General features: G+C 66.5%; 17 protein-coding genes, 1 tRNA gene and 1 pseudogene. 8 read left to right on the forward strand and 11 right to left on the reverse strand.

Annotated elements, in window-relative coordinates; genetic code table 11:
• Together ON43_RS40445 and ON43_RS40450 are read right to left on the reverse strand one after the other, a co-directional pair.
• Nucleotides 1-1,338 (reverse strand): glycoside hydrolase family 3 protein (locus ON43_RS40445; protein ID WP_040816253.1); only part of this gene is annotated, 1,338 nt, incomplete at its 3' end.
• Nucleotides 1,335-2,171 (reverse strand): alpha/beta fold hydrolase, encoded by an 837-nt coding sequence (locus ON43_RS40450; RefSeq protein WP_051180132.1) that lies wholly within the window; start codon nt 2,169-2,171, stop codon nt 1,335-1,337. The genes ON43_RS40445 and ON43_RS40450, both read right to left, overlap by 4 nt.
• Before the next feature lie 150 nt (nt 2,172-2,321).
• Here ON43_RS40450 and ON43_RS40455 point away from each other — a divergent pair, with 150 nt between their 5' ends.
• A complete protein-coding gene (locus tag ON43_RS40455) occupies nt 2,322-2,921 on the forward strand; it encodes a TetR/AcrR family transcriptional regulator (RefSeq protein WP_040816255.1) in 600 nt (199 codons plus the stop codon).
• Between the two features lie 15 nt (nt 2,922-2,936).
• On the opposite strand, the gene ON43_RS40460 is transcribed toward ON43_RS40455, so the two are convergent.
• The gene (locus ON43_RS40460) at nt 2,937-3,389 is read right to left on the reverse strand and encodes a winged helix-turn-helix transcriptional regulator (protein ID WP_040816257.1); all 453 of its coding nucleotides are present in this window, start codon (nt 3,387-3,389) and stop codon (nt 2,937-2,939) included.
• Between the two features lie 87 nt (nt 3,390-3,476).
• On the opposite strand from ON43_RS40460, the gene ON43_RS40465 reads away from it, so the two are divergent.
• The gene (locus ON43_RS40465) at nt 3,477-4,673 is read left to right on the forward strand and encodes an MFS transporter (protein WP_040816353.1); all 1,197 of its coding nucleotides are present in this window, start codon (nt 3,477-3,479) and stop codon (nt 4,671-4,673) included.
• A 69-nt stretch (nt 4,674-4,742) separates the two neighbouring features.
• A complete protein-coding gene (locus ON43_RS43255; RefSeq protein ID WP_157514430.1) occupies nt 4,743-6,767 on the forward strand; it encodes a protein kinase domain-containing protein in 2,025 nt (674 codons plus the stop codon).
• A 176-nt stretch (nt 6,768-6,943) separates the two neighbouring features.
• On the opposite strand, the gene ON43_RS40475 is transcribed toward ON43_RS43255, so the two are convergent.
• From ON43_RS40475 to ON43_RS40490, 4 genes are all read right to left on the reverse strand, one after another.
• The gene (locus tag ON43_RS40475; protein ID WP_040816259.1) at nt 6,944-7,342 is read right to left on the reverse strand and encodes an NUDIX domain-containing protein; all 399 of its coding nucleotides are present in this window, start codon (nt 7,340-7,342) and stop codon (nt 6,944-6,946) included.
• A 133-nt stretch (nt 7,343-7,475) separates the two neighbouring features.
• Nucleotides 7,476-9,470, reverse strand: a complete 1,995-nt coding sequence (locus tag ON43_RS40480; RefSeq protein ID WP_040816357.1) for an acetoacetate--CoA ligase — start codon at nt 9,468-9,470, stop codon at nt 7,476-7,478.
• On the reverse strand, nt 9,467-10,237 hold the full coding sequence (locus ON43_RS40485) for a 3-hydroxybutyrate dehydrogenase (RefSeq protein WP_040816260.1): 771 nt from the start codon (nt 10,235-10,237) through the stop codon (nt 9,467-9,469). Before ON43_RS40485 ends, ON43_RS40480 begins: the two co-directional genes overlap by 4 nt.
• Entirely contained in the window at nt 10,234-11,628 is a 1,395-nt protein-coding gene (locus ON43_RS40490; protein WP_040816262.1) for an MFS transporter, read from the reverse strand. Before ON43_RS40490 ends, ON43_RS40485 begins: the two co-directional genes overlap by 4 nt.
• A 139-nt stretch (nt 11,629-11,767) precedes the next feature.
• Between ON43_RS40490 and ON43_RS40495 the strand changes: the two genes are divergently transcribed.
• The gene (locus ON43_RS40495) at nt 11,768-12,712 is read left to right on the forward strand and encodes a LysR family transcriptional regulator (RefSeq protein ID WP_086008115.1); all 945 of its coding nucleotides are present in this window, start codon (nt 11,768-11,770) and stop codon (nt 12,710-12,712) included.
• A gap of 419 nt (nt 12,713-13,131) precedes the next feature.
• Here the strand turns inward: ON43_RS40495 and ON43_RS46620 are convergent.
• Nucleotides 13,132-13,692: pseudogene (locus tag ON43_RS46620) on the reverse strand (asparagine synthase-related protein); the annotation flags it as partial.
• Nucleotides 13,693-13,898: 206 nt separating this feature from the next.
• On the opposite strand from ON43_RS46620, the gene ON43_RS40505 reads away from it, so the two are divergent.
• The gene (locus ON43_RS40505) at nt 13,899-14,225 is read left to right on the forward strand and encodes a hypothetical protein (protein ID WP_040816265.1); all 327 of its coding nucleotides are present in this window, start codon (nt 13,899-13,901) and stop codon (nt 14,223-14,225) included.
• A gap of 5 nt (nt 14,226-14,230) precedes the next feature.
• Here ON43_RS40505 and ON43_RS40510 read toward each other — a convergent pair whose 3' ends face one another.
• Nucleotides 14,231-15,775, reverse strand: a complete 1,545-nt coding sequence (locus ON43_RS40510) for a sensor histidine kinase (protein ID WP_040816266.1) — start codon at nt 15,773-15,775, stop codon at nt 14,231-14,233.
• Nucleotides 15,753-16,457 (reverse strand): response regulator transcription factor, encoded by a 705-nt coding sequence (locus tag ON43_RS40515; protein WP_040816267.1) that lies wholly within the window; start codon nt 16,455-16,457, stop codon nt 15,753-15,755. Before ON43_RS40515 ends, ON43_RS40510 begins: the two co-directional genes overlap by 23 nt.
• Nucleotides 16,458-16,767: 310 nt before the next feature.
• Between ON43_RS40515 and ON43_RS40520 the strand changes: the two genes are divergently transcribed.
• The 3 genes from ON43_RS40520 (at nt 16,768) to ON43_RS40530 (ending at nt 18,563) form a co-directional block, all read left to right on the forward strand.
• Nucleotides 16,768-16,844: transfer RNA gene (locus ON43_RS40520), tRNA-Pro, on the forward strand.
• A 276-nt stretch (nt 16,845-17,120) separates the two neighbouring features.
• Nucleotides 17,121-17,345: a helix-turn-helix domain-containing protein gene (locus ON43_RS40525; RefSeq protein WP_051180138.1), complete on the forward strand. Its 225-nt coding sequence runs from the start codon at nt 17,121-17,123 to the stop codon at nt 17,343-17,345.
• 30 nt (nt 17,346-17,375) lie between these two features.
• Nucleotides 17,376-18,563 (forward strand): tyrosine-type recombinase/integrase, encoded by a 1,188-nt coding sequence (locus ON43_RS40530; protein WP_040816268.1) that lies wholly within the window; start codon nt 17,376-17,378, stop codon nt 18,561-18,563.
• A gap of 200 nt (nt 18,564-18,763) precedes the next feature.
• Here the strand turns inward: ON43_RS40530 and ON43_RS40535 are convergent, their stop codons facing one another.
• Nucleotides 18,764-20,743 carry an NACHT domain-containing protein gene (locus ON43_RS40535; protein WP_157514431.1) on the reverse strand — a complete coding sequence of 660 codons (1,980 nt, stop codon included), beginning with the start codon at nt 20,741-20,743 and terminating at the stop codon, nt 18,764-18,766.
• Nucleotides 20,744-21,126: the final 383 nt, after the last annotated feature.

Consider the following 21,126-nt stretch of genomic DNA (forward strand, 5'->3'; position numbering starts at 1 on the left):
ACCGATGCGCCACTCCCCCGCGGCGTCGGCGCGCAGGCGGCCGCGGAGTTCGATGGCCTTGGCCCGCATGGCATTCGGATTGCCGAACAGCATAAGGCTGCCCGCGGTGCGATGCTCGGCCTCCAGCACCTCATCGCCGTCGAGGTAGCGCAGCGACAGCCCCTCGGCGCCGGTCTCCGGATCGGTGACCAGCTCCAGCGGCACCGGAATCATGTTCTCGCTCAGGTGAACACCGGGCGTGTGGACCACTGGCAACACCTCCGAGAGCCCCTGCAACGGCGAGGTGGTGTGCGCGGGAATCACGGTGGCACTGCCGCCACCCATGAAACGCGGTTCGGCGGCGGCGGATCCGAGCAGCGCGACCTGCGCGGGCTTGCCCAGCGGCAGGGTGCCGTCATTGGCGGCGAGCACCATGGCCTTGGCGGCGGCCTCGCGGACGACGCGCTGCGCGGCCTCGTCGGTGAACGGCCGCACCGGCTGCGGCGACCCGTTCAACGCACCCACCCGGACCGCGAATCGCAGGATGCGCCGGACCTTTTCGTCAATGGCGGACTCGGGCACCTCGCCGTTGCGCACCGCTTCCTCCAGCGGCGCGCCCCACAGCTCCCACGGACCCGGCATGGCCAGGTCATTGCCCTTGGCCGCACCGGCGGTCGAGCGCACGGCGGTCCAGTCCGAGACCACCACGCCGTCGAATCCCCACTCGCCCTTGAGCGGTTCGTCGAGCAGCTCGTTCTCGGTCATGGTGACGCCGTTGACCGAGTTGTAGGCGGCCATGATCATCCACGCGCCCGCCTCCACGGAGCGCTCGAACGGGTACAGGTACAGCTCGCGCAGCGTCCGCTCATCCGCGATCACGTCGGCGGTGAAGCGCTCGGTCTCGGAATCGTTGGCCACGTAGTGCTTCGGGCACGCGCTCACCCCGTGCGCCTGCACCGATCGCACGTACGCCTCGGCGATCTCGGCGGTGAGCATCGGATCCTCGGAGAAGCATTCGAAATGCCTCCCGCCGAGTGGGGATCGATGCAGGTTGATGGTGGGGCCGAGGACCGCGTACACGTCCTTGCGCCGCGCCTCGGCGGCGATCAGCGCGCCGATCTCGGTGAGCAGATCGCGATCCCAGGTGGCGGCCAGCGCGGTGCCCGAGGGCAGGCTCACCGAGGGGTCGCGCTCGTCCCACTGCTCGCCGCGCACGCCGGACGGGCCGTCGGAGACCGGCATCTCCGCCAGCCCGATGCTCGAATCACCGGCGAAGCGGAAGAAATTCGCGCCGGAGACCAGGCGGATCTTGGCGGGCAGGTCGAGCTTCGCGAGCAGATCGTCGATGACGTCGGTCATGCCTGTTCCTTCCAGAAGTTCACCAGGGCGGCGGATACCTGTTCGGGGACATCCTCGTTCGGAACATGGCCGGAACCGTGGAACACGACCGTCTGCGCACCGAGCTGCTTCGCGAACGCCTCGTGCACCTCCGGCGCCCACAGATCGTTGGTGTCGCCGTACGCGACCAGCAGCGGTACGCCCGAATCACGCAGCGCCGAGGGATCTTTCAGCGGCGGCTCGGTCATACAGCCGAGAATTCCCAGAATATTGGCCTTCTTGGTCTGCAGGATCCGCTGATGCAGGAACTCCATGCGCGCCGGCGACGGCTGCTGCCCGGCCTCGAACATCGCGGTGCTCATCTGCTGCCAGATGAGTTCCTGCCCACCGGCTTCCACCATCTGCGCGACCAGCTGCGGCGGCGGGAAGTTGATGTCCTCCACCGAGGACGGGCCGGAGGCGAGCAGGGTGAAGCTGCGGAAACGACCGGGCCGCTCGACCACCGCGACGCGGGAGACATACCCGCCGAAGGAATGCCCGACCAGGTGGATCGGCTCATCCGGGGAGATCTGATCCACCACGCCCTGCAGGTCGCCGACGAAATCGGCCATGGTGTAGCCCGACACCTCGTCGGGCCCCTCGGACTGCCACTGCCCGCGCTGGTCGTAGGCGAACGCCCGATACCCGGCCTCGGCCAGCAGCGGCAGCACGGCCTCGAAGTCTTCCTTGGATCCGGTGAAGCCCGGCACCAGCAGCACGGTGCCGCGGCGCTCGGCGGGCGGCTCGATCTGCCACCCGGCCAGCTTTCCGGCGGCTCCCCGCAGCGTGATCGGCGTGATCGGGGCCTGACTCATCGGCAATCCCTTCCCTCGTACTGCCCTGTACGGCTGGCACGAGTGTGCCAGTGGAAATCCAGTTTACCGAGTGGTCATTAGGTACTGTTATCGTTTCGTGACCATTGCAGGATTTTGCCTGCTCAACACCCTTGACTAGTGTCCCACCTCATGACGCCCCACCCCCGACGCCGCCGCCGGGGCGACGACCGCCGCGAGCAGATCATCGACGAGGCCCTGAAAGCCTTCGCCGACAACGGCTATCGCAGCACCTCCATCGCCGAGATCGCCGACCGCTGCGGCCTGTCCCAGCCCGGCCTGTTGCACTACTTCCCCAACAAGGCGGCCCTGCTGTCCGCGGTGCTCGATTACCGCGACCGCCTCGACTACGACCGATTGGGCTTCGACCAGCAGTTACATGGCAAGGACGCGCTGCTGCGCCTGGCCCAGCTGGTCGACCACAACATGCACGTGCCGGGACTGGTCCGTCTGTTCACGGTCCTCACCAGCGAGGCCGTCACCGCCGACCACCCCGCCCACGAGTGGGCCCTGAACCGCTACCGCCTGCTACAGGTGTACCTGTCCGCGGCGTTGCAGGCGGGCATCGATGACGGCAGCATCCGCGCGGGCATCGATCCGGCCGTCGTCGCCCGCCAGGTCTTCGCCATGATGGACGGCCTCCAACTCCAATGGCTCGTCGACCCGGACTCGGTCGACATGGCCAGCCTCTTCCGCTCCTACATCGACGAACTCATCGCCTACATCTCGTAGCGTTATCCCGTTGCGTCAGGACACTTTTCGCACGCTGGTCGTGGCCGCGGTGACCGGCTTGCCGGTCCGGTTCCGCGGGCGCAGTTCGGCGATCGGCTGATCGTCGAGATCCAGCAGCACCGATCGGGATTCATTGTCCTCGAAGGCATGTCGTTCACCCCACTGCCGCAGTGCCACGATAGCGGTGAAGAGATCCGCACCGGCCGAGGTCAATTCGTAGCTGTGCCGTTTACCGCCGGGCGCGGTGGTGGTCACCAGAATCCCGGACTCCACGAGTCTGCGCAGCCGGTCGGTGAGGATATTGCGGGCGATCCCGAGCCGCTGCTGGAACTCGGTGAAGGTGGCCGCGCCGTCCATGGCGTCGCGCACGATGAGCAGGCTCCAGCGGTCGCCCACCAAGTCGACCGCGCGAGCGACGGGGCAGATGGGATCGGTCCACGCACGGCCTTCGCCGAGTGTCGCGGTCATCGCAGCTCCTCCCGATCGGTTGCAATTCGAAACCAATAGTACCTACTCTTCGAATAGTTTCATTTTGCTACTGATTCGGGAGGCGTGGTGACGACGGGAATCACGGGAGTGCAGAGATTCGTGCTGGCACTGGTGTGCGCGGTGGCGGTGTCGACGATCTACGCGATCCAGCCGGTGCTCGAAAAAGCAGGCGGTGACCTGGGATTGGATGCCGGGTCGCTGGGCTGGCTGGTCGCCGCCGGGCAGATCGGCTACTTCGCGGGGCTGGTGGCGCTCGTCCCGCTGGGCGATGTCGTCAACCGCCGCAAGCTCATTGGCGCGCAGCTGTTGCTGACGGCGATCGGGGCCGGAATGGTGGCGGTCGCGCCGAACGGGGTGGTCGCGTTCGCGGGCCTGGTTTGCGCGGGCGTGTTCGCGGTGGTGGTCCAGGTGACGGTCGCCTACGCCGCCGCCGTGTCCGCGCCCGAGGAGCGGGGCCGGAACATCGGCGCGGTCACGTCGGGGGTGGTGCTCGGCATCCTGGGTGTGCGGATTCTCGCCGGGCTGCTGGGTGACACGATCGGCTGGCGGGCGGTGTACGCGCTGCTCTCGCTGCTGTGCGTGCTGCTCGCCCCGATGGTCCGCGCCGCGCTGCCCTCGGATCCGAGAACCGCTGGCGCGCATTACCTCCCCACCTTGGTATCGATGGCCGGTTTGGTGCGCACGGATCGCCTGTTCCTGGTCCGCGGTCTGATCGCGTTCTTCCTGTTCGCGTCCTTCGGAACCCTGTGGAGCGGACTCGCCCTGCCGCTCGGCTCGGCCCCGTGGAATTTCGGCAGCACCGTGATCGGCCTGTTCGGATTCGCGGGCCTGGCCGGAGCACTCGGTGCCGCCAGGGCGGGCCGATGGGCCGATTCCGGTCGTGCGCAAACGATTACGGGATGGTCGCTGGCCTTGCTCACGGCATCCTGGCTGCTCATCGCGCGAACCGAACCGACCCTCTGGTTCTTGATTGCGGGCATTGTCCTGCTCGACTTCGCCGTCCAGGCGGTCCATGTCAGCAGCCAGCACCTCCTGACCACGGCCCACCCGACCCGGGCCAGCACCGTCATCGGCGCGTACATGTCCTTCTACTCCCTGGGTTCCGCACTGGGCGCGCTCACCACAGCCTGGGCCTACAGCACCCGGGGCTGGCCGGCGTCCTGCCTGATCGGTGCCGTGTATTCGCTCTGCGCCCTGCTGCTCTGGGCAGCGACCCGCTCGCGACTCGCCGCGCGCGCCGAGGTCGTGATGGCGGCGCACTGATTCGCTCTCGATGGCGCACTGATTCGCTCTCGACCTTTCTCGCGATATTCATGCGACGGGGAGGTGGCAGTGGTTACCAGGCTAGAGCCGGGCGAGTATTTCGCCGGATACCAGATTCTGCGGAAGCTGGGTGCCGGCGGGATGGGCGCCGTGTATCAGGCGCGGGATCGGGATCTGCCGCGATTCGTGGCATTGAAGCTGTTGAGCATGCCCGACGGCGGGGAGTACGAGCACAAGGTGCGGTTCCGGCGCGAGGCAGATACCGTTGCGCGGCTGCAGCATCCGAACATCGTGACCGTGTATGCGCGCGGCGAGGACGACGACCGGCTGTGGATCTCCATGACCTTCGTCGACGGCAGCGATGTGGCGCGGGCGCTGCGGGAGGGGCCCATGCATCCGGCGCGGGCGGTGCGGATCGTCGCCGAGACCGCGGCGGCGCTGGACCACGCGCACGAGACCGGGATCCTGCACCGGGATGTGAAGCCCGCCAATATCCTGCTCGCCGACGGGCGGCCGGAACGGGTGCTGCTCACCGACTTCGGGATCGCCAAGGCGATCGACGAGAGCCGGCAGTTGACCCAGCACGGGGAGATCCTGGCGAGCTTCCAGTACGCGGCGCCGGAGCGGCTGACTCGGCCGGGCGAGGTCGATCCGCGGGCGGACGTTTATTCGCTGGGGTGCACGCTGTTTCACATGCTGACCGGGGAGGCGCCGTATCCCGGGCAGAACGTGGGCCGGATCATCCACGGGCACGCCTACGAGCCGATCCCGCTGCCATCACAGCGAAACCCGATGCTGCCCAGGGGTTTCGACGATGTGATCACGCGGGCCCTGGCCAAGGAACCGGAGCGCCGGTACGACAGCTGCTCGCATCTGGCATGGAGCGCGGCGCAGGTCCTCAAGCAGACTCCCCCGATGAACACCGGCCCGGCACGCACCACCGATCAGCTCAGCGGGCCACGATTCGCCACCACCCGCACCGCGCCGAGGCCCGGAAGTTCGGATACGGGAACCAGACCCGGCCCTACGGCTCAGCGCCCGGCGCATCCGGATACCGGCCCGAGGCCCGCCACCACGGCACCTCGTCCCGGCAATCCGGATACCGGGCCGAGGCCCAACACCACGCGCACCGCACTGCGGCCCGTTACGACACGGGTCGCGCCGGGCTCTGCCATGCCGCCCAGGCCGATGTCGGCCCAGTCAGGGCCTCCACCTGCCGTTTCCGCCACGCCATCCACTCAGCCCGGCACGACCCCCAACCGGGCGGGGCTGCCACCCACGCAGCTCGTGACGTCACCGCCACCCGAACCGACCGGTCCGCGCGATGCGGGAATCGGCACCGGCCCAGCCCCTTCCGGCCGGGGCGGCCGCACGGCGCGGATCGTGATCGGGTTGGCGCTGGTGACGGTGCTGGCGCTGGTGGCCTACTTCCTGGCGCGCGCCGACAACGGACATCCGACGGCCTCGACCTCCGCGGCGCCGGTGACCACCACGACGCAACCGGCGATCACCACCACCGAACCGACCACGGCCCAGCCCACCACGACCGAGGCGAAGCCCACCACCGAGCCGCCGTACACGCCGCCCCGAACGACACAGCCGGTGACCACCCAGCCGCAGCCGAAGACCATCGCGATCCCCGACGTCGTCGGCAGCGCGATCGCCGAGGCGAAGGCGCAGCTGGAGAAGGCCGGATTCGTAGTGAAGGAGGTGCAACGCGACGACAAACGCACGAAAGGCACAGTGGTAGAACTGGATCCGGCCGCCGGAACCACCCGCGCCGCCGGTACGACGGTCACGGTCTACATCTCGACCGGACCGACCATGACCACCATCACCGTGCCCAACCTGGTGGGCCTCAGCTTCGACACCGCGAAGGCGAAGCTGCAGGCCCTCGGATGGAAGGGAACCTTGCAGCAGACCACCACGAAGGTCACCGATTCCACCAAGGCAGGCAAGATCCTCGATCAAACTCCGGCAGCGGGCGCTTCGATCGCCCTCGATGCGGCAGTCACCGTCGCCGTCGGCATGCTCACCTCCTCGACCCCCGTCAGCTCGACGACTCCGGCCAATTCGACTCCACCCACCTACTGACGCCCCCGGCGTTTCGCGTGCCGCCCGGCCCCGAGCCGACCCGGTGCACGAGGCTCGGCGCGGCTCCATGCCCCGTTCGTCATCGACGTGGCCAGCGCCTTCGCCGCTCAGCTCGCGGTGGGCACTATCGGGCGCGGCGCGGTGCTCCGGCGTGGATCGGCTCACCGAGGACCACGCTAGGCGCCGCCGAGCACCGCGTCTCGGAAGTGGTCGGCGAGGTCGAGTGCGTGGGCCTGGTCAGGGGTGACCCAGGCGTGGTGGTCGTGCTCGGCGGGATTGAGTGTGACGCTGCGGGATTCGTTTTCGGCCGCGTCATAAACTCGGGCGTGGATCCGCAAGGGACGCCCGGCCACATCCATCCACGAGTGCGTCGATCGCTCCTCGACGATCTCGACTGCGAGGCCGGTTTCCTCGCCGACCTCGCGGATTGCAGCCGCCTCCGGGTGCTCACCCGATTCCACGCCGCCGCCGGGCAATTCCCACCGGCCCGCCAGGAACACCCCGGGCGCGCGCCGAATCACCAGCACCGCGCCCTCGCGCTCGATCCGGCAGTAGACCAAATGCTTGTCCTCCACCCTCAGCACTCTAACCACCCGCCGAGTGGCACATCATCGTGGCGATTTTGGACAAATCCCCTCAGTGTTGTGCCACTCGGCGGCTCGGCGGGACAACCCGGCCGCCGGATCAGCCGAATATCAGCTGCCGGAATCAATCCGTGCGCGCCGCGATTCGGGTCGCGGAGTGGGATCGATGCTGGAGGTACCAGGCCAGTAAGGACGGATCGTCGATCGCGGTGGGGTCGACGACGCGGGCCGGATCCGCGCCCTGGAACAGGCGTTTCAACGGCACTTCGAGTTTCTTGCCGGTGCGGGTGTGGGGGATGCCCGGGGCCTCGATGATTTCGTCGGGGACGTGGCGGGGTGAGAGGTCGGTGCGGATGGCGGCGGCGATGCGCTGGCGTAGTTCGGCGGTCAGGGTCTGGCCGGGGGCGAGGACTACGAACAGGGGCATCCAGTAGCCGGCGTCGGGTTGTTCGATGCCGAGGACCAGGGATTCGGCGATTTCGGGGAGTGATTCGACGGTTTGGTAGATGTCGGCGCTGCCCATGCGGATGCCGTTGCGATTCAGGGTGGAATCTGAGCGGCCGTGAATTGTGATGCCGCCGTGCGGGGTTCGGGTGATCCAGTCGCCGTGCCGCCAGACGCCGGGGTACATGTCGAAGTAGGCGTCGCGGTAGCGGGTGCCGTCGGGGTCGTTCCAGAACGACACCGGCATCGAGGGCATCGGCTTGGTGATGACCAGTTCGCCGACGGCGTGCTGGACGGGTTCGCCGGAGGAATCCCAAGCCTCCAGTGCCACACCGAGATACGGGGCGGAGAGCTCGCCGGGGCGGACCGGGAGGGTGCGGACGCCACCCATGAAGGCCGAGACCACATCGGTGCCGCCACTGATGGAGGAGACCGGGATGTCGCCGACGTTGTCGCGCAACCAGATCGACGACGATGCCGGGAAGGCCGAACCGGTGATCCCGATCTGACGCAGGGCGGTCAGGCCGTGGGCGATCGCTGGATGCGAGCCCGCCTTCTCGCAGGAGAGGACATAGCCCGGGCTCGTGCCGAGCACCGTCGTTCCGGTGCGGGAAGCCAACGCCCACAACGCATCCGGCGCGGGATGCGAGGGGCTGCCGTCGTAGCAGACGATGGTCGCACCCGTGAGCAACCCGGAGACCTGGAAGTTCCACATCATCCAGCTGGGGCTGGTGTACCAGAAGAACGTGTCGTCACGTCCGATATCGGATTGCAGGGCCAGCGCTTTCAGATGCTCGAGCACGACGCCGCCGTGTCCGTGGACGATGCCCTTGGGCTTGCCGGTGGTGCCGGACGAGTACAGCACCCACAGCGGATGCTCGAAATCGACCGGCTCCGAGGTGAGCGCGGGCGGTTCCGCCGCGAACAGCTCCTCGGTGGCGTCATTCCAGTCCAGGACATCGGGCAGGGTGCGCCCGAGCCGGGATACCAGCACGGTCCCCCGCAGCGACGGCAAACCCTCACGTAGCGCCGCGATTTCGTCGATCTTGTCGTGCGCTTTGCCGCCGTAGCGGTAGCCGTCCGCGGTGACCAGCACGGTCGGCTCGAGCTGCCCGAGCCGATCGAGCGCGGCCGAGGCGGTGTAGTCCTGGCCGCACGCACTCCAGATCGCGCCGATGCTCGCGGTGGCGAGGAAGGCGATCACGGCCTCGGGAATATTGGGCAGATAACCCGCCACCCGGTCACCGGGACCGACCCCGAGCTCCCGCAGGGAACGTGCGAGAATGGCTGTGCGGGAGAGCATTTCCGCCCAGGACAGATCCCGGCGCGGGGTGTCCTCGCTCATGGCGATGATGGCGGGCCGGTCGGTGCGGGCCCGCCTGGCCACCTGGTCCACGTAGTTGAGACGTGCACCGGGGAACCATCGCGCACCGGGCATCTCGGTGGAGGCGAGCACCTCGACGGGTGCCGCACCCAGCTCGAAGTACTCCCAGACCATCCACCAGAAGCCCTCGATGTCCTCGACCGACCACTGCCACAGCGCCGCGTAGTCGTCGGCCTGAATCCCGTAGCGCTGCTGCACGAATCGGGTGAAGTCGGTGATCCGGGCTGTCGCGATGTCGTCTTCGCTCGGCATCCATTGCGGTGCGCCCGCCACCTGCGCCAGGTCGATCATCGGGCGCTCCATCCGCCGTCCATGGTGTACGAGGCCCCGGTGACCATGCGGGCCGAGTCGGAGGCCAGCCAGCCGACCAGCGAAGCCACCTCCTCCGGCTCCACCAGACGCTTGATCGCGTTGTCGGTCAGCATGATTCGCTCCACCACCTCCTGCTCGGGAATGCCGTGCGCGAAGGCCTGATCGGCGATCTGCTTGTCCACCAGCGGGGTTCGCACATATCCGGGGTTGACGCAGTTGCTGGTCACCCCGTACGGCCCGCCCTCGAGCGCGGTCACCTTGGACAGCCCCTCCAGCGCGTGCTTGGCGGTCACGTACGCCGCCTTGAAGGCCGAGGCCCGAAGGCCGTGTACCGACGAGAGATTGATGATCCGGCCGTACCCCTGCTTGTACATGTGCGGCAGCGCCGCGCGGGTGAGCAGGAACGGCGCCTCCACCATCAGGGCGAGCATGAAGCGGAAGCGTTCGGGGGCGAATTCGGTGATCGGGCTGACCGTCTGCACCCCGGCGTTGTTCACCAGGATGTCGGTCGCCAGGGTCAGTTCCTCCAACGCGGTGACATCGGACAGATCCACCTGCCAGGTGTGGCCACCGATATCGGCGGCCACCTTCTCCGCTCCGTCGCCGTCGATATCGGCGACGGTCACCTCCGCCCCGCGGGCGGCGAGCTCGCGGGCGCAGGCCGCCCCGATACCGCTCGCGCCGCCCGTCACCAATGCCGTCCGTCCGGCCAGCTCACCGAGCAGGGGTCCGGTCGTCTCCGTCATGCCACCGTCACCTTAGGGTCGTTCTGCTTCGAATCATGTTGTACCGCAGTTCCGTTCGCGTCCGCCGCATCGATTGCCTCCAGGTCGATGCCCTTGGTCTCGCGGGCGAAGAGCACCGCCACCACGGTCACCGCCGCGGCGGCGGCCAGGTACCAGGCGATCGGCACCGAGGACTTGTAGTCCTTCAGCAGTCGCACCGCGATGATCGGCGCGAGCGAACCCGCCACCAGCGAGGTCACCTGATAACCAAGGGACACACCGGAATACCGCATGCGGGTGGGGAACATCTCGGCCATGATCGCGGGCTGCGCGGAGTACATCATGCCGTGGAAGATCAGGCCGATCACGATGGCGGACAGGATGACCATGTTGTTCTTGGAGTCCATCATCGGGAAGGCGAAGAAGCCCCAGGTGCCGGCCAGCAGCGCGCCCGCCAGGTAGACCGGCTTGCGGCCGTAGCGATCCGAGAGCCGTCCGACCTGCGGAATCACCAGGAAGTGCACCGCGTGCGCGACCAGCAGCCACCACAGGATCACCTTGGTGTTCGCGCCGACATGCACCTTGAGATAGGTGATCGAGAAGGTGACCACCAGGTAGTACATGATGTTCTCGCCGAAGCGCAGCCCCATCGCGACGAACACGCCGCGCGGGTAGCGCTTGAACACCTCGAGCGCGCTGAACGACTTCGACTTCTCCTGCTCGGCAAGCTGTTGCGCGGCAACGAAAATGGGCGCGTCGGTGATCTTGGTGCGCACGTAGTAGCCGATCAGCACGACCACCGCCGAGAGCCAGAAGGCCACGCGCCAGCCCCACGACAGGAAGGCCGCGTCCGACAGCGTCGAGGTCAGCGCCAGCAGCACGACCGTCGCCAGCATATTGCCCAGCGGCACCGCCGCCTGCGGCCACGACGCCCAGAACGCGCGACTGCGGCTCGGACTGTGTTCGGCCACAAGCAGAACCGCGCCGCCCCACTCGCCGCCGATGGCGAAGCCCTGCACGAAGCGCAGCACCACCAGCAGCACCGGGGCGAGATAGCCGACCTGGTGGAAGGTCGGCAGACAGCCCATCAGGAAGGTGGCCGCGCCGACCAGCACCAGGCTCAGCTGCAGCAGCTTCTTGCGGCCGTGCTTGTCGCCGTAGTGGCCGAAGACGATGCCGCCCAACGGCCTTGCCGCGAAGCCGACCGCGTAGGTGATGAACGCGGCCAGGATGGCGTCGAGATCATTGCCGCCGCTCTTGAAGAACACCTTGCTGAACACCAGGGTGGCCGCAGTGCCGTAGAGGAAGAACTCGTACCACTCGACCACCGTCCCCGCCATGGACGCGGCGACCACGCGCCGTAATCCGGCCAGGGCGCCGCCCGCTTCCGGTCGAGTATCCGGGACGCTCATCGCGCAACTCCTTCACGCTCGGGCCGCCTCACCCTCATCTGTGATGCGGCCCACAAACTTCGATGCCAAGGAGTATTCGTGCACATCGCCGCTGGCTGCAATGACCAGTTCCGCAGCCACAATCTGCAAGAATGCAGAAATGAGCGTGACCCCCGCCACAAGCCGCCCGAGCCCGGATGATTTGCTGGTCCTGCTGTCCGTCGGCCGGACGGGCCGCTACGTCTCGGCGGCCGAGGAACTGGGGATCAACCACACCACCATCTCCCGGCGGATCGCCGCGCTGGAACAGGCGCTGGGCGGCCGGGTGCTGATCCGCGGCGCGGGCGGCTGGGAGCTCACCGATCTCGGCCGCGAGGCGCTGACCGCCGCCGAGGCCATCGAATCCGCCGTTCGCTCACTGACTTCCGATACGCCGACACTCGAAGGCGTGGTCCGCATGTCGGCCACCGACGGGTTCAGCGCGTACCTCGCGGCCCCCGCCATCGCCTCGGTGCAGCGCCGGCACCCCAAGCTCTCCGTCGAGATCGTCACCGCGACCCGCCTGGCCTCGCTGCAACGCTCCGGCTTCGATATCGAAGTGGTGGTCGGCAAACCCCAGCTACGCCGAGCCCGCGCGATCCCGCTCGGGGATTACACCCTCGCGCTCTACGCCTCGCACGGCTACCTGGCCGACCACCCCGCGCCGCGTTCGGTCGAGGACCTGGCCCAGCATCCGCTGGTCTACTTCATCGACTCGATGCTGCAGGTCGACGATCTGGACCTGGCCCCAACCTTCGCGCCGATGATGCGGGAGTCGATCTCCTCCACCAATGTCTTCGTGCACGTGGAGGCAACCCGCGCCGCGGCCGGGCTGGGTCTGCTCCCCTGCTTCATGGCCGACCTACATGCGGACCTGGTCCGCGTCCTCCCGGAAATCTCGGTCCGCCTGACCTATTGGCTCGTGGCCCGCGCCGAAACGCTGCGGCGTCCGGAAGTGGCCGCGATCGTCGAGGCCTTGCGCGAGCAGGTCAGCACCCACCAGGACATGCTCATGGGCGCACCCGCGACCAACCCCGAGTCCGCGATCGAGTTCATCCAGCCTTGATCTTGGTCAGGGGTTGGGGTGGCGGCGAGGCGGGCCAGGTACAGGCGGGTGGCTACGGCCTCGAAGGACTCCGTGAGCGGGTCGGTGTAGGTCTGAGCGCCCGGGAGTGTCGCAGCTTCGGCACGGGCCGCGGCCGACAGTGCGCCCATGATGCCCGCCGAGTGCTGAATCGCCGACTTCTTCGACCAGGCCAGCTTCCGCACCGATTCGGGCAGCAGTTGTTCGCAGGCGATCCGGACACACAGCTTGTCGATCAGCTCGTCGCCCTGTTTCTCGAACAAAGCCGGGGGCGCGAAAGTTTCGGCCAACTCCCAGAAGCGGACGGTCTGAAATACATGGACAAGGCGGTCCGCGTGCCCACCCAAGATTCGCGCATAGAAATCGGGGACCAGGCGACGGGCGTAAGTGAAGTTATGGGCAGACTCTTTGCGGATGATCCGGTCGAGTTCCGCGACAGCCTCGGAATCGGTCTGGCTCACAAGGGTTTTACCGCCCGCGAAGATCGCGTCCGCGCCGCTGCCGGTCAGGATCGGCCCGACGGTATCGAGGCGGTCCAGGAGCGGCCGGATCGCGAGCATCGGAACGGCATACGAAACCTCCCACAACTCAGCCAGTTTCAACCGCTCGATGGCCTCCCGAGCCAATGCCACGACGGCCGGCCCGTCGAGTTCGACAATGTCGTGATCGAGACCCAGCGCCGCAGCCACCGCGGTCGCGTTCACACGATCGGTGCCGTCCCCGGTCGACACGGTGACCGCACGCGGGCGGTAGCCGAGATCGACGGCAGTCGCCGCCAGCAGGATCGAGTCGACGCCGCCGGACAGCATGAGTATCGGGTCACCTTCGATGGCCTCGAGCACCGCATCGAGCCGATCCCGGGTCTCGGCCGCGACGAGTTCGGCGGCGCGCTCGGGGTCGGTCACAGTGCGTAAGCCGGGGTCGGGCACGGCGATGTCGCGGAGGTCGGCGACGAATTGCATGGGTGCGCCACTCTGGGCTGCACCATTCCGGACTGCTCGGTTGTCGGCCTGTCGTCCCACGACGGCCAGCCTAGTGGGGTGAATCGGTGTTCCAGGATTCCCAGCGGGGTCACAGGTGGGACCAAGAGCAAACCTTGGCGCGGACTCTTTGATGGGTGACCAGGGCAGCCGACCGGCTGTTCCCTCCCCGAGAAAGGTATTGCACGTTGAACACCTCGTCGAAGAACCCGTCGCGACTGCGCCGACTGTCCGCCCGCGTCGCCATCGCCAGCGCCCTGGTCACCGTGCCACTCGCCGCGCTCGCCATCCCCGCCTCCGCCGCGACCGCCGACAGCGGCGTCCCGGTCGTGAGCCAGATCGCCGACCCGGACTGGAACCAGAACCACGGCGACGACCAGGGCCGTCCCGGCGACCGCGATCACCGCGACCAGCCCGGCGACCGCGACCATCGCGACCAGCCCGGGGACCGCGACCACGACCACGGGCCGGACCAGCCGCAGCCCCAGCCGTTCCCGCCGACCGGCTCGGCCTAGTCGCGTCAATTGGCGGTGGGCAGGTGCACGGTGAATTCCGTCCGGCCGGGGGCGCTTTCGACGCTGATCTCACCGCCGTGCGCCTTCACCACCGCCGCCACGATGGCCAATCCGAGTCCGGTGCTGCCGGCGCGGCGCGAGCGCGACGAATCACCGCGCGCGAAGCGCTCGAAGACCTCCGGCTGCAATTCGGCGGGAATGCCCGGACCGTCGTCGGTGACCCGCCACCGTGCCCCGCCTCGACCGTCGTCGGTCAGGGCGATGGTGACGGTGGCGCCCGGGCCGGTGTGCACGCGGGCGTTGGCAAGAAGATTGGCCAGTACCTGGTGCAATCGTGCGGCGTCGCCGGTGATTTCGATCGGCTCGGGCGGTAACTCCAACTGCCACTTCAGATCCGGACCGGCGATATGAGCATCGGCGACCGCGTCTACGGTGAGCTGGGTCAGATCCACCGGAGTCTGTTCCAACCCACGCCCGGCATCCAGCCGGGCCAGCAACAGCATGTCCTCGACCAGCGTGGTCATACGCCGCGACTCCGAATCGACCCGGCTCATGGCGTGCGCCACCACTTCCGGCACCGCCTCGCGTTCCCGCTGCGCCAATTCCGCGTACCCGCGGATGGCGGCCAGCGGGGTACGCAGCTCGTGGCTGGCATCGGCCAGGAACCGCCGCACCCGGGTCTCACTGTCGTGGCGAGCCGACAGCGCGCCGGCGATGTGGTCGAGCATACGGTTGACGGCGGCGCCGAGCTGACCGACCTCGGTGCGCGAATCGGCGTCAACGGACGAAACCCGCACGGGCAGCGTCACTTCACCGCGATCGAGTCTGAGGTCGGCGACTCGAGCGGCGGTCGCGGCAACCCGGTCCAGCGGTGCGAGCGCGCGCCGGATCAACCAGATGCCCACTGAGATCGCGATCCCCAGCACGGCGGCGGTGACGATCACGAGAATCAGGAACACACGCATCAGGATGGCGTCGACGGAAGCGAGCGGGAGCCCGGCAATCACGGTCTGACCCGACCAGGTCGTCGCGGCGGCCACGCGATAGTGACCCTCCCCTGGAATATCCAGGGTCACAGGCTTTCCGGTCGCGACGTCGGCGAGCTGCTTTTGGGCCGCCTCCGACAACAGCGACTGTGTGCCGTCGGACCGTGCCCTGGCCGCGCTAACCGTTTTGTCGGCCTCGACCACCGCGCCGATCGTGTCCGGTTGAATATTGCGCCGATTCAGAAAGTCCGGCCCGGGCCCATAATCTTCGCCGATCGGCGGCAGTGGCGGCCCCGGCGCACCGTGCTGATCCTGCGCCCCGTGCTGATCCGGCGGCCGCGGCCCCAGACTGGGCCCACCACCCGAATCCGCCAACGCCCGCTTCACCGTCTCCCCCAACGTCACGTCGACCTGATGCACCAGAAACTGCTGCAACGCAAGCTCGGTCGTGATCCCCGCTCCCGCCACCACAACCACCAGCAACACCACCTGCCCCGCCAGCAGCCGAGCCCGCAGCGACCAGCGGCGGCGGCTCGACGAATCAGTGGGCGGGTTTGAGGACATAGCCCGCACCTCGCAGAGTGTGAATCATCGGTGCGCGCCCGCTGTCGATCTTCTTGCGCAGGTAGGAGACATACAGCTCCACGATGTTGGAGCGCCCTCCGAAGTCATAACTCCAGACCTGATCGAGAATTTGACCCTTACTCAACACCCGCCGCGGGTTGCGCATGAACAGCCGCAACAATTCGAATTCCGTTGAGGTCAGCACAATATCGACCCCACCCCGACTGACCTCATGACTGTCCTCATCGAGCACGAGCTCCCCCACCACCAGCCGCGACCCGGCATCCTCGGTCGCAACACCGGCGCGCCGCAGCAACGCCCGCAGCCGCAACACCACCTCTTCGATACTGAACGGCTTGGTCACGTAGTCGTCCCCACCCGCCGTCAGCCCCGCAATCCGATCCTCCACCGAATCCTTCGCGGTCAGCATCAGCACCGGCAGCTCCGGCAACACCGACCGAAGCCGATCCAGCACCTCGAGCCCAGTCATATCGGGCAACATCAGATCAAGAACCACCACATCAGGCCGCATTTCCCGAGCCTTGCCCACCGCAGTCCGCCCATCCCCCGCGGTCTCCACCGCCCACCCCTCATACCGCAACGCCAACGCCACCAACTCGGCCAACGCCGGCTCATCGTCCACCACCAGCACCCTGACCGCCCCACCATCGGCCCGACGCATACCGGCCCGATCGATGGGCGCATTCCCCGAGGTCAACACAGACATCGCTACAGCCTCAGCCACCTCCCTCCAACCACCCTGTACCGAACCTATGCGTCAGCTGTGAGCCCTGTACCCCCGCTGCGCTCCCGGCACTCTCCACCGTCCAGCCCCGACCCCTCCCAGCCTCACGGATTCCCCTGCGCCAGACCAACCTTGACGCCCACCCGCAAACCGTCTTCCACCCCGCCACACGCCGATAACCAGCCGATTTGGAACTTGAGGGGGGTCCTGGGGTAATCTTCTCGAGCACGAGCGAGAGCGAATGCCACGGGCTGTGGCGCAGCTTGGTAGCGCACCTGACTGGGGGTCAGGTGGTCGCAGGTTCAAATCCTGTCAGCCCGACCAGGTGGGGGGCGGTTTTCCGCCCCTCCTGGTTCTCTTTTGTGGACCAATTGTGGACCACAACACCATCCGCAGGACCTACGGGACTGTCGGGCACAGGTGTATTCAACAGGTTCATCGCACGCTTCGGCGGCGAGATCCGACTCACTGGAACTGGCCTCTTCAGGCCAGCTTTTTCACATCCCACATGGGGTTTGCCGGGCGATCGCTCGCTGCTTCCAGCGGGTCCTATCCTTCTGATATCTCCCGCCCGAGGGAGTTACCGGAAGGGGGTTCGCCATGGACGATGCCGCCCACGAACGTTCACTGCTGAGCCAGCACATGTACACGACCGGCGAAGTCGCCCGGATTCTCGGGGTGGACGCCTCGACAGTCCGTCGGTGGCGGCGCAGTGTGCCCGCCGAGGGGCCTGGCTTCATTCAGATCTCCGAACGCGTCGCAAAGTATCCCGAGAGCGATCTCGAGGCATACCTCGCCGCACGCCATATCGTTCCCGCAGCGTGATCGCCTGCCTCTCAACGGAGGTGGCGCGTCATGGCTGATTCGGTATCGACACCCATCGGAATCAAACTCTCCACTGATATCGAGGTACTCCACCGCGCCAAGTCGGGCAAGCCATTCCGCGCCCGCGTCCGATGGACCGATCCACACACTGGTGACCGCCCTTCGAAGTCGGAGACCTTCGCGACCGAAGAACAGGCGCAAGTCTGGATCGATCGCCTCGTCCGGGCCTCCGCGCGTGGCCTCGATCCATTCCAGGCCACCGCCAGCCTTCTTCAATACGGGACCGAAAACATGGATCTCGCATTGAGGGGACTCGAAGGCAAGACCAAGGATCCGTATCTCTGCGGCTGGCGCAAACGGGTAGTCCCGACACTGGGGCACTTGTCGATTCCAGCCATCACCAACGGCATTGTCGACCGCGCTGTCGTCGAGTGGATAGAAGAACAGGGCTGCGGCAAGTCGACCATCAAGAACACCCTCGCCGTCCTCGTACGGGTCATGGAACAGGCCCGCCGTGACGGCCTGGTGGATCTGAACCCCGCACGAGTCCGCGGCTGGCAGTCGCTCTACAAGCAGATCGAAGACGAGCTCGAAGATCCACGCGCACTCGCGATTCCGAACTGGCAAGCACTGGTCGAACTGTGCGACGCCCTGGTCGGCGCCTCGTTCGAGCATTACTACGGATGGGGCGAGGTCGTCATGTTCACCGCCTGTACCGCAGCCCGTATCGGCGAGGTCTCCGGCTGCCTGGTCGGCGACATCGATACCGCGAATTGGATCTGGACCGTGCGGCGTCAGACCACATCCGGCCCAGGCGGATTGATCGACAAAGGCACGAAGGGAAACCGTGCCCGCTATGTCCCCATCATCGAGCAGATCCGTCCGATGGTGGCGAAACGCATTGCAGCACGCGGACAAAAGCCGGACGCCCGCCTGTTCATAGGCCCGCAAGGTGGGCGGATCACCACCGGAGGACTCCGGACACGTACGCACTGGGACAAGGTCGTCACAGAGCTGGGATACGACCACTTGGTCCGACACACCCTGCGCCACACGGGATTGACCTGGATGGCCGACGCCGGCGTGCCCTTACACCGGCTGCAACAGATCGCAGGACATGCCGACTCACGCGTAACTGAGCGCTACATCCGCCCGGACCACTCACGTCTGAACAAGGCAGCAAAGAAATTGGCCAAGCACCTGCGCTCGGTCGCGTAGTGAACGACCTGATGCCCCAGACCCTCGTGCGGGGGATCTGGGGCATCCGGGTAATCGCCAAATCGGTCGCATGTACTGATTGACACCCGGACCTTACTCGAAGCCATCTCGACCGACGTCACCGGCAGGCCGTGCCGACCTACGGCCACAGTCTTGCCGACGAGCAAGAGCCGCAGTGTCCCGTCTGGTACTTAGCATTTCTACGCCCTGGGCCCCGTCCGATCCTCGGCCAGCCATTGCTGGAACATCAGATGGCGGAATTCGTACGCGATTCCGTTGGCCCGCAGTATCCCTGCTCGTCGCGCCCAGTCCAGAAATTCAGACGGCCGGCTGGAAAACTCACCGCTCATCTTGAAGATCATCGACGCAGCGAGATGTCGTTGGCCCGCGAATCCGATTGAGTACCAGGCAAAGAACCCGGCCCAGATTCCACAGCTCAGGGCCACCCGCACCACATCCGCAGAGCCGTACCGGCTGCCTGGGATGAGGAGTGCTGCGGCCAACCCAAACCCACCGAAGAGAGTAAAGGCCGCAAGACCCGACCATAGGGCCGACATTTGGCCGTCGCGAATCGTTCGCTGCTCACTTTGGCCGAGTATCATTCGCTCTTCGAAGGTCGTCGAAAATCCGACGATGATGCCCGTGATCGCTGCGAAGGCGCCAGCGATTCCAGCCAGAACGGCGTACACGGCGAGGTAAACGCTTACCGATGCGGACGGTCCGAATATGCCCGCCAACGCCGTCATCAGAGCGAAGACCACCAGGGCGCTCCCACCGATGAGGGCACTGCCCCGCAACGCGCGGGGCCACCGGGAGCGGTCCGGAACACGCCAAGCGAATCGTTCCGAAATCCCTCGAAAGCCAGGTAAAGGGGATTGCTTCCCGGAATCAACCCCATACCCGGTAAGGAGGACAGGGGCGATAACGAGGGCAAAAATGAGGACTGTGAGCGCGTTTGCACGACCCAACATCATGAGAAGCCCAAGTACCGCACCGGCGGCCAGAACCGAAAATCCCGCGTGGACGGCCAGGCAGGCCCGGATTCCCGCCAAGCGCCATACCTGATCCAGCGTGAAACCAGTTGCCTCGCGGCCTCGGACACGTTGTTGCTCGATGTGACGCGCAAGTGCGCTCAGCCAAAGGCCTGCCGCGGCCTCGGAAGGTGGTGCGGCGCGGTCGTTCTCATCGGATCCTGTGACTGCAAGCGGTATGAGCGACCTGAGAAGCAGGTCCTGGCCGTCCTCCGTCTCGCTGGTCTTCGCAAGGTCGATGGCGGCCTGTTCCCCGTCACGGTGAAGCAACACAGCAGCCATACCCAGCATCAAGGGCGTCTTGAGCAATTCCGTGATCGGGCCATCCGGTTGTTCGATCACCTCCTCCACCAGCGGCGAAAAGACCTCTGGCGCAATATGACACCGCTCGCGGTACCGGTCCAGGTAGGACCAAATGCCGTCGGCGGTCAAGGCCTGCACTACCAAAATATCCGCACCGGACAATACCGGCCCTGAGCTCCGCACGATCTGCTCGTAGACGTTCGTCCGACATGCGATAACCACCGGTCGGTTGCTCCAAGGAGCCTTCGTACGCAATCGGCGGAAAGCCTCGCGCGCACGGTCAGGCTCATCGTCCGCCGAATCCATGTCATCCATACCATCCAGCACCGGAAGAATGTGACCATTCCTGACCAGGCCGTATGCGAGCTTCCAAGGGACCTGATACTCGAAGGTCAGTTGACCAGCAAGCCATTTCGAAAACGGTTGGCTACCGTCCCAACCCGAAGGGCTCACACGTACCGGAACCGGAACCATGGCCCGTGATGAATCAGGGTTTCCTGCCCGCCACTCGAGCAGAGAAAGAACGAGTTGGTTCAGTGTACATGTCTTGCCGCCACCGGCCTCACCCAAAACAACCAATCGCCGCGCATGTTCCATGCTTTCGAATCTCGCTGCGAGCGTCTCGAACCTGATCGCCGAGCCATCGGAAGCACATAGTTCCAGCGGGATCTCCGGCCCCTCACCAGCCCGAAGCTGGTTTCTCAGTCGGCTCTCGCTGAGCTTGACCTTGTAGGCCAGAAGCTCGGCAGCCTTGATCATCTCGCCCGGCGAGAGCCCCGGTGAGAACTTCAACCTCAGCCATTTACTAACTGGGCCAACCAGACTCAAGCCCAGCTTCAGTGCCACAGCCTCCCCACTGCCTGTCACAACACACAAGTCTGCCACCAAACCTCAGCTCGATCACTATCGCCGAGGCACAGCGGTTCTCAGACGGGCTACTGAATTTGCTGTGTAGGTGGCCCGCGTTCCGAATGACGCGCCTACGCCTTCGGGGCGGTGGGCGGGCGCACGCTACACCGGCGGCGCGGGCGGTCAAGCCGCGTCGAGTACGGAACGACGGGGCCGACCGGCGCATGGCTGCCGCTGATGTCGGTGGCGCGGCTTGACCGCCCTTGTCCGCCGCCGGTGTTTACGCGTTGCGCCCACCGCCCCGAAGGGCGCGGCGCGATCGAGTTGATTCGGTGGTGCGTTGCGTCTGTGGGGTTTTCTTCGTAACGAAGGAGCCTTCT

Source organism: Nocardia concava NBRC 100430 (assembly GCF_000308815.1).
In the GTDB taxonomy this organism is placed as follows: domain Bacteria; phylum Actinomycetota; class Actinomycetes; order Mycobacteriales; family Mycobacteriaceae; genus Nocardia; species Nocardia concava.

Coding starts and splice junctions, on each gene's coding strand:
- ON43_RS40485 (WP_040816260.1), bottom strand. CDS start 10,237: ATGACGGAGACGACCGGACCCCTGCTCGGTGAGCTGGCCGGACGGACG.
- ON43_RS40460 (WP_040816257.1), bottom strand. CDS start 3,389: ATGACCGCGACACTCGGCGAAGGCCGTGCGTGGACCGATCCCATCTGC.
- ON43_RS40490 (WP_040816262.1), bottom strand. CDS start 11,628: ATGAGCGTCCCGGATACTCGACCGGAAGCGGGCGGCGCCCTGGCCGGA.
- ON43_RS40455 (WP_040816255.1), top strand. CDS start 2,322: ATGACGCCCCACCCCCGACGCCGCCGCCGGGGCGACGACCGCCGCGAG.
- ON43_RS40495 (WP_086008115.1), top strand. CDS start 11,768: ATGAGCGTGACCCCCGCCACAAGCCGCCCGAGCCCGGATGATTTGCTG.
- ON43_RS40480 (WP_040816357.1), bottom strand. CDS start 9,470: ATGATCGACCTGGCGCAGGTGGCGGGCGCACCGCAATGGATGCCGAGC.
- ON43_RS40515 (WP_040816267.1), bottom strand. CDS start 16,457: ATGCGTCGGGCCGATGGTGGGGCGGTCAGGGTGCTGGTGGTGGACGAT.
- ON43_RS40510 (WP_040816266.1), bottom strand. CDS start 15,775: ATGTCCTCAAACCCGCCCACTGATTCGTCGAGCCGCCGCCGCTGGTCG.
- ON43_RS40530 (WP_040816268.1), top strand. CDS start 17,376: ATGGCTGATTCGGTATCGACACCCATCGGAATCAAACTCTCCACTGAT.
- ON43_RS40525 (WP_051180138.1), top strand. CDS start 17,121: ATGGACGATGCCGCCCACGAACGTTCACTGCTGAGCCAGCACATGTAC.
- ON43_RS40450 (WP_051180132.1), bottom strand. CDS start 2,171: ATGAGTCAGGCCCCGATCACGCCGATCACGCTGCGGGGAGCCGCCGGA.